This window comes from Streptomyces sp. S6 (assembly GCF_054880855.1).
The window spans coordinates 1-10,055 of record NZ_JBTYMC010000245.1 but is presented as its reverse complement, the minus strand read 5'-3'; the positions used below and the strand labels follow the sequence as shown (position 1 = coordinate 10,055).

At 72.7% G+C, this 10,055-nt stretch carries 11 protein-coding genes and 1 pseudogene; 5 read left to right on the top strand and 7 right to left on the bottom strand.

Annotated elements, in window-relative coordinates; translation table 11 throughout:
- The 3 genes from ACVNF4_RS26580 to ACVNF4_RS26570 form a co-directional block, all read right to left on the bottom strand.
- On the bottom strand, window positions 1-528 hold a 528-nt coding region (locus tag ACVNF4_RS26580), incomplete at its 3' end, for a hypothetical protein (RefSeq protein WP_461805401.1).
- A gap of 11 nt (window positions 529-539) precedes the next feature.
- Complete coding sequence (locus tag ACVNF4_RS26575) at window positions 540-719, bottom strand: hypothetical protein (RefSeq protein WP_461805400.1); 180 nt, start codon at window positions 717-719, stop codon at window positions 540-542.
- A gap of 137 nt (window positions 720-856) precedes the next feature.
- Entirely contained in the window at window positions 857-1,981 is a 1,125-nt protein-coding gene (locus tag ACVNF4_RS26570; protein ID WP_461805399.1) for a hypothetical protein, read from the bottom strand.
- A gap of 155 nt (window positions 1,982-2,136) precedes the next feature.
- Here ACVNF4_RS26570 and ACVNF4_RS26565 point away from each other — a divergent pair, with 155 nt between their 5' ends.
- Window positions 2,137-2,805, top strand: a complete 669-nt coding sequence (locus ACVNF4_RS26565; protein ID WP_461805398.1) for a DUF6461 domain-containing protein — start codon at window positions 2,137-2,139, stop codon at window positions 2,803-2,805.
- A gap of 22 nt (window positions 2,806-2,827) precedes the next feature.
- Here ACVNF4_RS26565 and ACVNF4_RS26560 read toward each other — a convergent pair whose 3' ends face one another.
- Window positions 2,828-3,793, bottom strand: coding sequence for a pirin family protein (locus ACVNF4_RS26560; protein WP_461805397.1), 966 nt, complete (start codon window positions 3,791-3,793; stop codon window positions 2,828-2,830).
- A 146-nt stretch (window positions 3,794-3,939) separates the two neighbouring features.
- Between ACVNF4_RS26560 and ACVNF4_RS26555 the strand changes: the two are divergent.
- Window positions 3,940-4,398: pseudogene (locus ACVNF4_RS26555) on the top strand (MarR family winged helix-turn-helix transcriptional regulator); the annotation flags it as partial.
- Window positions 4,399-4,532: 134 nt separating this feature from the next.
- The gene (locus ACVNF4_RS26550; RefSeq protein ID WP_461805396.1) at window positions 4,533-4,976 is read left to right on the top strand and encodes a MarR family transcriptional regulator; all 444 of its coding nucleotides are present in this window, start codon (window positions 4,533-4,535) and stop codon (window positions 4,974-4,976) included.
- 68 nt (window positions 4,977-5,044) lie between these two features.
- Here the strand turns inward: ACVNF4_RS26550 and ACVNF4_RS26545 are convergent, their stop codons facing one another.
- Window positions 5,045-6,439: a PepSY-associated TM helix domain-containing protein gene (locus ACVNF4_RS26545; protein ID WP_461805395.1), complete on the bottom strand. Its 1,395-nt coding sequence runs from the start codon at window positions 6,437-6,439 to the stop codon at window positions 5,045-5,047.
- A 137-nt stretch (window positions 6,440-6,576) separates the two neighbouring features.
- On the opposite strand from ACVNF4_RS26545, the gene ACVNF4_RS26540 reads away from it, so the two are divergent.
- Window positions 6,577-7,215 carry a peptide deformylase gene (locus ACVNF4_RS26540; RefSeq protein ID WP_461805394.1) on the top strand — a complete coding sequence of 213 codons (639 nt, stop codon included), beginning with the start codon at window positions 6,577-6,579 and terminating at the stop codon, window positions 7,213-7,215.
- Between the two features lie 68 nt (window positions 7,216-7,283).
- Here ACVNF4_RS26540 and ACVNF4_RS26535 read toward each other — a convergent pair whose 3' ends face one another.
- On the bottom strand, window positions 7,284-8,693 hold the full coding sequence (locus ACVNF4_RS26535; protein ID WP_461805393.1) for a dihydrolipoyl dehydrogenase family protein: 1,410 nt from the start codon (window positions 8,691-8,693) through the stop codon (window positions 7,284-7,286).
- Window positions 8,694-8,809: 116 nt separating this feature from the next.
- Between ACVNF4_RS26535 and trxA the strand changes: the two genes are divergently transcribed.
- A complete protein-coding gene (trxA, locus tag ACVNF4_RS26530) occupies window positions 8,810-9,199 on the top strand; it encodes a thioredoxin (RefSeq protein WP_461805392.1) in 390 nt (129 codons plus the stop codon).
- Here trxA and ACVNF4_RS26525 read toward each other — a convergent pair.
- The coding region (locus ACVNF4_RS26525; RefSeq protein WP_461805391.1) for an aldehyde dehydrogenase family protein at window positions 9,196-10,055 on the bottom strand (860 nt) is incomplete at its 5' end. The two genes, trxA and ACVNF4_RS26525, sit on opposite strands and share 4 nt — an antisense overlap.

Below are 10,055 nucleotides of genomic sequence, written 5' to 3'. Positions count from 1 at the left end.
GGGCGCCGCCTGGAGCCAGTCGCGCCGCCGCACCGCGCGCACGAACCGCCGCGCCAGGTCGACGCTCCGCTCGGCTAGCCGTTCCTCCAGGTCCGGCGCGAGTCCGGGCGCGGCGAGCGCGGCGAGCTGGGACACCTGGTAGGAGAGCCTCGGCCAGGGTTCGCGCGCCGTCCAGTCCGTGTCGGGCGCCCCGCCCTGGGGCCAGGGTCCGGGCAGCAGTGTGCGCGCCGCCTCGGCGAGACCGTGGTGGCTCCACGCGGAGACGGCGGAGCCCTCGGTCGGCGGGTAGGCGGCGAGCGCCCGCCGGACGAGCGGACCGTCGTCGTCGGCCGGGCCGCGGCCCAGGCTGTAGGGGACGAGGGTGTCGGCGCCCAGCACGCGGACGGCGGCCGGGGTCAGGGGGTCTTCGGGGCGCAGGACGCGGGACACGGCGTAAGGGCCACCCTCGCGCAGGGCGAGGGTGACCCCGGTTGCCGCGTCGGCGACCGCAGTGTGCAGGGGGACCGCTTCCTGGGCCTGCTCTGCCAACGCGGCTCCCCTCAGCTCTTCGCCGGCAGCTTCGGGCGGGGGGTCGGCGGTGACAGCAGCAGCAGACCGCCGACGAGAAGGAGGGCCGCGCATTCGGCGCTGTCCTGGTAGACGCCGTCCTGTTCGGGCGCGTCCACCAGGTGGTCCACCTGGACGGTCAGTTCGGTCGGCAACGTGCGTTCCATACCCATGGAAATCAGCTCCTTGAGAGGGGATGACATAACAAAGCCTATGTTTCGGACAAATCACCGCAAGTCGACCATGGGGGAATGACCGCACACTTCTCGAACTCCCGTGCGCGCGAACCCAGTTCCCGTCCCGGCGGGATTCACCCGGACGGGGTCCACGTCCCGTCGGCCAGCGCCGCCAGGACCTCCCGCTTCAACTCGGCCCGCCGGGGGCTGGAGACGAGCGCCAGGGGCAGCGCTCCGTCGCGCTCCTCGTAGGGCGCGAGCGCGGCGAGGACGTACGCGTACTCGTCCGGGTACCGGGCGGCCAGGAGGGCGCTGGCGCCCGCCTTCGCCTCGGCCGCCGCCACGACGTACGGGTTCTCCCGGTTCCGCTCGCGCAGCACCTGGGTGAGCTGGCGGACGTAGCGCTTGTATTCGAGCCGCCGCTGCTGGAGGGCGGCGAGGAAGCGGCGGGCGTTGAGCACGCCGGTCGCCTCCGGGCGAGGCAGCGCGTAGAAGTCGTCCGGCAGCACCCCCAGCGCGTGCGGTGTCTCGGCGCGCGCCCGCACCGCCGTCATCCGGCCCAGCTCCCGCAGCGCGTTCTCCCACCGCCCGAGCAGCAGCGGATGCCGCAGCGCGGCGTTGCGCCCCTCCTGGTCCTTCGCGTCGTCGGCGGCGGCGTGGCGGACGACGGCGTCGGCGGCGGCGAGCAGGACGTCGACCTCGGGGGTGCGGGGCGCGGTGAGCAGGCCGTGGGCGCAGGCGTACTCGATCTGTTCGTGGACGTCCCGGAACGACGGCTCCCCGGCCTCCACACCGACGCCGAGGCGGGCGCGCTCGCGCGCGAGGAGGCCGGTGTACTCCTCGGGGAACGCGGCCCGCAGCCAGCCCTGCGCGGTGAGCCGGGAGTCGGTGCCCGCCCTGCGCTCGACGCTGCCCAGGAAGTCGTGCCGGCGCAGCTTCTTGACCAGCACGCTCGCCTCGTTGCGGCGCACCCGCACCCGGCGCAGCCGGTGCTCGGTGGTCTCCAGTCTCGGGTCACGCGCGTACCGCATGCGCTCGGTGGCGACCTGGAGTTCGCCGTCCGCGCACAGCAGCGCGTCCTGCCAGTCCTGCCGCCACTCCGCCTTGCGCAGCAGCCGCCGGGTGCGCTGCGGGACGTACCCGCTGACGGCCTCCGCGATCGCCACGGTGACCAGGTTGTCGAACCGGTCGCTGATCAGGGGCACCAGTTCGTCCGTCGGTACGTGCTCGACGTCCGCGAGACGGATCTTCTCCACCACGCCGAAAGAGCCTACCGAGTCACCCTGCGGGCCACCGGCCCATCACGCTTTCCTTATACGGGAGTTCAGGTTCTGTACGTTCGGGTTCGCCTTCGGCGCGGGAGCGTCCGGCTGCTGTCCGGGCGTTGTCAGAGGCGTCGGGCACACTCCACGGTATGAACTCGGCAACCGCGCACGACTACGCCTGGATACGTTCCTCGCCGGTCTTCCGGCTGATGACAGAGGTGGGATACACGCTGACGCTGATCCGGCGTCGCCCTCCGCACGAGGTGCTGCGCGCGATGGAGACGGAGCCGCGCGGCACCGGTGAGGGCACGGCCGGGCTGATCGAGGCGCATCACACCGCCCGCGACGAGACGGGTGACGACTACTGGGACGAGTCCTACGTCGCCGGCGCCTTCACCGTCCGGGGCGAGGGCGGTGACTGGACACTCGTCCTCGGCTTCGACAGCGGCCTGGGGATCACAAAGCCGTGCATGAAGACGCTCTCGGAGGACGGCCGGGTCGTGGCGCACTCGACCAACGGCGGCAAACCCATGCACTTCTTCGACTGGTACGAGGACGGTGTGCCGCGCACCACGTTCGAAAGCGCCGCGCGACGCGATGGCAGCACCCCCGACGAACTGGTCCCCCTGCTGCGGGACGCCGGCTTCCCCGTGACACCCGAAGGCGACTACGACGACGAGGCCGCCCCGGACGCCGATCCGAAGGCGGCGGCCTTCGCCCTGGCCGAACGCCTCACCGGCGTACGTGTCACCGAGTCCCTCCTCCGGGACGCCACGTACGCGCTGGGGCTCGTCCCCGAACGGGCCGCCGACGGGTGAACCGCTGAGGCGGCTCAGCGGGTCAACGCGTTCTCCCCCGGGGCTTCAAGGGCGTGGCGGGGAGTTCGGGCGCGGGCAGCCGGTCGCCGTCGTAGCCCTTGACCTCGCCGAAGCGGGTGCCGGTCGTCCAGTCGGCGCGGGCCTGCTCGATCTCCGCCTGGGAGCGTCCGATCCAGTTCCAGAACATGACGAGTTCTTCCTCGAAGGGCTCGCCGCCCAGCAGCATGACGCTCGCGTCGGTGGCCGCGCGCAGGGGGAGTTCGGTGCGTCCGCAGCCGAGGTAGAGCATGGAGCCGGGCCGGACGGGGACGCCGTCGACGTGGGTCTCGCCCGACATGGCGAGGACGGCGTACTCGAAGTCCGGTTCGAGGGGGAGGCGGACGTCCGTCCCCTCGGCCAGGGTGAGGTCGGCGCCGGTGATCGGGGTGTAGGCGGAGCCCGGGGAGGTGGCGCCGTCGAGGGTGCCGAGGATCAGGGTCGCGGTGAGGCCGGGGGCGGTCACCTCGGGGAGCGTCGCGTGGTGCTCGAAGCGGGGTTCCGTGTGGCGGTGACTGTCGGGGAGGGCCACCCACAGCTGGGCGCCGTGCAGGACGCGGGCGTGGTCGCGGGGGCTCTCCTCGGAGTGACTGATGGCGCGGCCCGAGGTCATGAGGCCCAGTTCACGGGGGCGGATCTCCTGGAGGCTGCCAGTGGAGTCGCGGTGCAGGACCTCGCCGTCGTGCAGCCAGCTGACGGTCTGGAGGCCCATGTGGGGGTGCGGGGGGACCTGCATGCCGGGTTCGCCGGCGATGTCGTCGGGGCCGTAGTGGTCGACGAAGCACCAGGCGCCGACCATCCTGCGGCCCAGGTTCGGCAGCAGGCGGCGGACTTCGGTCGAGCCGCCGAGCTGGACCCGGCGGGGGGTGAGGAGTTCGCGGACCGGTTCCGCCACGACGAATCCCCGGCCGCCGCAGAGGGCGGGTGCCGGGGCCCGATCAAGGTTGCTCATGGGGCACAACCTAGACCTGTGGGCGGGGCCGCGTCTGCCGTCCGGAGGGGCCGGGCGGGATGCGCGGGGAGGTTCCGGACGGGGTTCGCGAGGGAGTTCGAGAAAATAGTAGCCATGGACATAGTAGCCATGTACAGTATTGAGGCATGAGCACAGGAGACGAGAAGGCGACGCACGGCCACCTGGTCTGGCGCCTCGCCAACAAGTGGCGCGTCGCGGTCGACAGGGCACTGACCCCGCACGGCCTCACCCACGCGCAGTACGTCGTCCTGGCCTCCCTGCACGGCATGCACCGCACGGGCCTCACCCCCAGTCAGCGCCAACTCGCCGACCGCACCGGCCTCGAAGCGCTCTACGTGTCCAAGCTCGCCCGCGCCCTGGAGTCCGCCGGACTCCTCGCCCGCGAGAAGGACCCCCAGGACCCGCGCGCCATGCGCCTCACCCTCACCCCCGAGGGCTGCGCCGTCACCGGCCGCGCGATCGGCGTCGTCCAGACCCTCCTTGACCAGATGCTCGCGCCTCTCGGGGGGCAGCACAGCGAGCGGGCGGGGGTGTTCGCGGCCGAGCTGCGGGCCCTGCTGGAGACGCCGTTGCTGACGCCGGTGGAGGCGTCGCTGACGGCATCTCTGGAGGGGCTCACGGCGGCTCCGCAGGGGGCGGACTCCGAGCCGTCCCCGGAGGAGCGCCCCCTCACCCGTTCCGGCGACCCCCGAACCGACACCACCACCCGGGAGAAGTCATGACCACCACCGACGGCCGCACGATCGGCCTCGCCCACCACGCCGGCCGCGCGGTCGCCGAGCGCGTCCTCGGCCGACACCGCCTCGCCTTCCTCGACCACCTCGCCCTGCGCGCGGCCCACACCGCCGACAGCCCCCTCACCGCACAGGAGCTGACGGGCCGACTCACCGACGCCCTCAAGGGCGACCCCGTCCAGTACCGCGAGACCGTCACCTCCCTCACCGCCAGGGGACACCTCGACCAGGACGCCACCGGGCACCTGACCCTCTCCCCCGCCGGCCGCGCCCTCTACACGACGGCCACCGCCGAGATCGCCGAGGCGTCGGCCCGGATCTACGCCGGCATCCCCGAGGAGGACCTGACGACGACGGGCCGCGTCCTCGCCCTGGTGACACAGCGGGCGAACGCGGAACTCACGGCGCAGACGGCCGCGCGGACATGAGCGCGGGGCGTGGACGACGGACAGGGCCCGGACCCTGCCCCGGAACCGGGCCCCGCGCACGCCTCGCCTCAGACCGCCGCGGTCTTCTTCCTCCGGTGCGCGATCTCCCCCAGCACCACGTCCACCACGACGAACGCGGCCAGCGGGATGCCGAGCAGCGGCACGAAGTAGCCGAGCGCGGCCACCGCCGCCATCGCCGGTACCAGCACGTACGGCGGGACCTCCGCCCACGCGCCCCTCGGGATCGGCCGCCCGAAGGCACTGCCCCGACCGCGCTGCCACCACATCCGGTAGCCCCAGACGATCATCACGATCAGGGCGATCGCCAGCAGCATCAGGGCGATCTGGTTGGCCAGGCCGAACAGGGTCCCGGTGTGCAGGTCGATGCCCCAGCGGGTCAGCTTCGCGAGCACCGGGTAGTCCGCGAACCGGACCGTGTCGGTGACCTCGCCCGTCGCCGGGTTCACGGCCACCGCGTCCTGCTTCTCCGGCCAACTGCGCTGGATCTGGCGCACGACGTAGGCGGACTCCGCGTCCGCCGGGGGCACGATCTCGACGGGGTCGCCGAGGTTCTCGGCCCGCGCCGCCGCGAGGACCTTGTCGAGGCCGACGCCGTGCTCACCGGTGCCGCCGGCCGAGGAGGCGGAGCCGTGGCCGGAGTGCTCGCCGCCGGAGACCGCCGACGACACGGAGGGGGTGCTCTGACCGAGGGAGGTCCGCAGCTCCGTCACGCTCTCGCCCGCGTACGTGGACCAGGTGAGGCCGGTGGCGGAGAGGAACACGAAGCCGAGGGCCACCCAGACACCGAGGGTGCCGTGCAGGCCGAGGACACGCCGACGGCCGGTGGTGCCGCGCACCTTGCGCAGCGCCCGGCGGCGCGAGAACCACAGCGCGACACCGGCCAGCGAGATCACCCACAGCCAGCTCGCCGCGAACTCGCTGTACAGGCGGCCGTTCTCGCCGAGGTGCAGGCTGCGGTGGAACTCGCTGATCCACGTGCGGACGGGGAGGGCGCCGGTCGAGCCGTACTGCTCCAGAGCGCCGCGGACCTCCGCGGTGTAGGGGTCCACGAACACGGCGAGGGTGTGCGTGGGGGCGACGCCCCGCACCCCGGACAGCAGCACCCGGGTCGTCGCGCCGTCCTGCGGGGAGGGGCGCACCGCCGAGACCGTTCCCTCCGGGTGCGCCTTCCTGGCCGCCTCGACCTGGCGCGATATGGGGAGCTTCGTGTCGCCGACGGGGACGGTGAGTTCGTGGTCGTACACCGCTTTCTCCACCTGGAACGAGGCGGCGTACAGCACCCCCGTGAGCGCGGAGACGAGCAGGAAGGGGGCGACCAGGATTCCGGCGTAGAAGTGCAGCCGCAGGGCGAGGGGGCGCAGGGGCGCCCAAGGGCCTCGCTTCTTCGACGCCGGCTCGGTTCTCGCGGCGTCGTCCGTGGTGGTCGGGGGAGCGGTGGACATCGGCGGGGGCTCTCCGTGGGCTGGGGACGGGGCGGTCAGGCGTTGCGGTCCAGTAGTCGGGGAGAGGGGTGGTCGAGTTCCCGGCAGCTTGAGTGACCTGCGTCACACAGATATGCGGGCCGTGGCATCCTGACCCAATGCCATCCCCGAACACCGTCCTCACCGACCGGATCGAGCAACTCCTCTCCACGGACGGCCCCTTGCGGATCGTCTCCGCCGGAGACCCGGTCCTGCGCACAGCCGCACTCCCCTACGAGGGCCAGCTCTCCCCCGCCCTCCTCGCCCGCTTCATCGACGCCCTCCGCACCACCATGCACACCGCCCCCGGCGTCGGCCTCGCCGCCCCCCAGGTCGGCGTCCCCCTCCGTATCGCGGTCCTCGAAGACCCCGCGACGGTCCCGCCCGAGATCCAGTCCGCCCGCGCCCGCACGCCCCAGCCGTTCCGGGTCCTGATCAACCCGGCGTACACCGGGGTGGGGGCCGCGCGGGCCGCCTTCTACGAGGGCTGCCTGAGCGTGCCGGGCTACCAGGCGGTGGTCGCCCGGCACACAGAGGTCCACCTCAAGGGCGAGGACGAGTCCGGCCGGCCCGTCGACGAACTCTTCTCCGGCTGGCCCGCCCGTATCGTCCAGCACGAGACGGACCACCTGGACGGAATGCTGTACCTGGACCGGGCCGAGCTGAGGTCCCTGACGGCCAACGAGGTCCTGGCGGAGAGGTGGGCGCAGCCCACGCCGGCGGACGCCGCGCAGGGGCTGGGGTTCGAGTTGGCGTGAGGGGAGACCTCCCCCGAGGAGAGACACCCCTTGGGCACCCCTTGGGGCCGACCCCTCCCATGTGCCCCCTACTTGTCCCGGTATGCCTCCAGCAACCGCAGCCACACCTCGCTGATCGTCGGATAGGCGGGCACCGCATGCCACAACTGGTCGATCGGCACGCGCCCTGCGACGGCGATGGTGGCCGAGTGGATCAGTTCCCCCACGCCGGGGCCGACGAAGGTCACCCCCCGGAGGATCTCCGCCTCCAGGTCGACCACCATCCGCGCACGCCCCTTGTACCCCTCGGCGTACAGTCCGGCCCCGGCGACGGAGGAGAACTCGACGTCCACGGCGCGGACGCGGTGGCCGGCGGACTCCGCCTCGGACAGGGTCAGGCCCGCCGACGCCGCCTCGGGGTCGGTGAAGACGACCTGGGGGACGGCGTGGTGGTCGGCGGTGGCGTGGTGGGCGGAGCCGAGGGGGGTGTCGGAGACGCGAGCCGCGATGGCGGCGCCGGCGATGCGGGCCTGGTACTTGCCCTGGTGGGTGAGGAGGGCGCGGTGGTTGACGTCGCCCACGGCGTAGAGCCAGTCCGTGCCGGTGACCTGGAGGGTGTCGTCCACCGACAGCCAGGAACCCGGCGCCAGGCCGACCGTCTCCAGCCCGAGGTCCTCGGTCCGGGGCGCCCGGCCCGTCGCGAAGAGGATCTCGTCCGCCTCGATCAGGTCCCCGGTGTCGAGGGTGACCCACACGGCGCCGTCCTCCTCCCGGCTCACCGCCGAGACGCTCACCCCCGTCCGGATCTCCGCCCCCGCCTCCCGCAGCGCCTCCGCGACCAGCTCCCCGGCGAACGGCTCCATCCGCGGCAGCAGCCCCCCGTCCCCCCGCACCAGCACCGTCACCTGAGACCCCAGCGCCTGATAAGCCGTGGCCATCTCGACGGCGACCACTCCCCCGCCGACGACGACGAGCCGCCCCGGCACGCTCTGCGAACTCGTCGCCTCCCGGCTCGTCCAGGGCCGCACCTCGGCGAGCCCGGCGAGCGGCGGCAGCGCGGCTCGTGTGCCCGTCGCGACGACGACCGCGTGCCGTGCGGTGAGGGTCTTGGAGCCGACCGTCACCGTCCGCTCCCCGCTGAGGCGCCCGTGCCCCCGGAAGAGGTCCGCCCCGATCCCCTCGATCCAGCCGACCTGCCCGTCGTCCTTCCAACCGGACGTGAAGTAATCGCGGTTGGTGAGGACGGCGGGAACGTCCAGCGGCCCGGCGACGGCGGCCCGCAGCCCCGGCACGCGCCGCGCGTCGGCCCGCGCGATCACCGGCCGCAGCAGCGCCTTGCTCGGCATGCACGCCCAGTACGAACACTCACCCCCCACCAGCTCACTCTCGACGACCGCGGTGCTCAGCCCCGCCGCACGCGTGCGGTCGGCGACGTTCTCCCCGACCGGCCCGGCACCGATGATCACAACGTCGTAGGCAAGGGTTTCCGTTTCACTCATGGGGTCAGTCTGGTGGGTGGCGTACGGCAGGGCCACAGGGGTAGGGGCCCGGAATACCGACGTCCCCGGGTGTGTTGGCGGGGACGGATGCCCCCATACGGAAGAGGTTGGACGCCATGAGCAGCAGCACGATCGAGCTGACCAAGGAGAACTTCGACAAGACGGTCACCGAGAACGAGTTCGTGCTGATCGACTTCTGGGCGGCGTGGTGCGGCCCGTGCCGTTCCTTCGCGCCGGTGTTCGAGAGGGCGGCGGAGGCGAACCCGGATCTGGTGTTCGGCAAGATCGACACGGAGGCCCAGCCGGAGCTCGCGGCGGCGTTCGGCATCCAGTCGATCCCGACCCTGATGATCGTCCGTGACCAGGTCGCCGTCTTCGCCCAGCCCGGCGCCCTGCCCGAGGCCGCCCTGACGGACGTCATCGGACAGGCGCGCAAGCTGGACATGGACGAGGTGCGCAAGTCGATCGCGGAGCAGCAGAAGCAGGACAAGCCCGCCGAGAGCTAGAACGGGTACCCCGCCACATCCCCCCGCACAGTTGTCCACCGCACCTCCGTGAACGCCTCGATGTTCGCCTCGCCCCCGAACCTCGCCCCGTTCCCGGACGCGGCGAGCCCGCCGAAGGGCGCGACTGCCTCGTCGTTCACGGTCTGGTCGTTGATGTGGACGATCCCGGTGGGGATGCGGGCGGCGAGGTCGAGCCCCCGCGTGACGTCGGGGGTGACGATGCCCAGGGAGAGGCCGTACGTGCTCGCGGAGGCGAGGGCGACGGCCTCTTCGGCCGTGTCGAAGGGCCGCACCGGCGCGACCGGTCCGAAGACCTCCTCCGCGTAGGCGGGTGTGCTGTCGTCGGCGTCGGCGAGGACCGTCGGCCGGTAGTACCGCTCCTCGTGCGTGCCCCCGGCGGCGAGCTTGGCGCCGGCCGAGGCGCTCGCCGTGACCAGCGCGTGCACCTTGGCGAGCTGTCCGTCGTCGATGAGCGGCCCGAGGTGCACCTGCTCGCGGTAGGGGTCGCCGACGGCGAGGGAGTCGGCCTTGGCGGCGAGGCGCTCGACGTACGCGTCGTAGAGCGAGCGGTGCACGAGGTGGCGGCCGGTGGTCATGCAGATCTGGCCCTGGTGGAAGAAGGACCCCCAGGCGGCGGTGGAGATGACGGCGTCGAGGTCGGCGTCCTGAAGGACGATCAGCGCGGAGTTCCCGCCGAGTTCGAGGTGGACGCGCTTGAGGTGGCGTCCGGCGAGTTCCCCGACGGCCCGTCCGGCCCCGGTGGACCCGGTGAAGGACAGCACGGGCACCCGGGGGTCGGCGACGAGCGCGGCCCCGGTCTCGGCGCCGCCCGGCAGCACGTGCAGCAGCCCGTCCG

What these genes read in the sequence shown, in the direction of transcription:
- ACVNF4_RS26540 (WP_461805394.1), top strand. Translation starts at nt 6,577, where the DNA reads ATGCCATCCCCGAACACCGTCCTCACCGACCGGATCGAGCAACTCCTC.
- ACVNF4_RS26560 (WP_461805397.1), bottom strand. Translation starts at nt 3,793, where the DNA reads ATGAGCAACCTTGATCGGGCCCCGGCACCCGCCCTCTGCGGCGGCCGG.
- ACVNF4_RS26565 (WP_461805398.1), top strand. Translation starts at nt 2,137, where the DNA reads ATGAACTCGGCAACCGCGCACGACTACGCCTGGATACGTTCCTCGCCG.
- ACVNF4_RS26550 (WP_461805396.1), top strand. Translation starts at nt 4,533, where the DNA reads ATGACCACCACCGACGGCCGCACGATCGGCCTCGCCCACCACGCCGGC.
- ACVNF4_RS26535 (WP_461805393.1), bottom strand. Translation starts at nt 8,693, where the DNA reads ATGAGTGAAACGGAAACCCTTGCCTACGACGTTGTGATCATCGGTGCC.
- ACVNF4_RS26575 (WP_461805400.1), bottom strand. Translation starts at nt 719, where the DNA reads ATGGGTATGGAACGCACGTTGCCGACCGAACTGACCGTCCAGGTGGAC.
- ACVNF4_RS26545 (WP_461805395.1), bottom strand. Translation starts at nt 6,439, where the DNA reads ATGTCCACCGCTCCCCCGACCACCACGGACGACGCCGCGAGAACCGAG.
- trxA (WP_461805392.1), top strand. Translation starts at nt 8,810, where the DNA reads ATGAGCAGCAGCACGATCGAGCTGACCAAGGAGAACTTCGACAAGACG.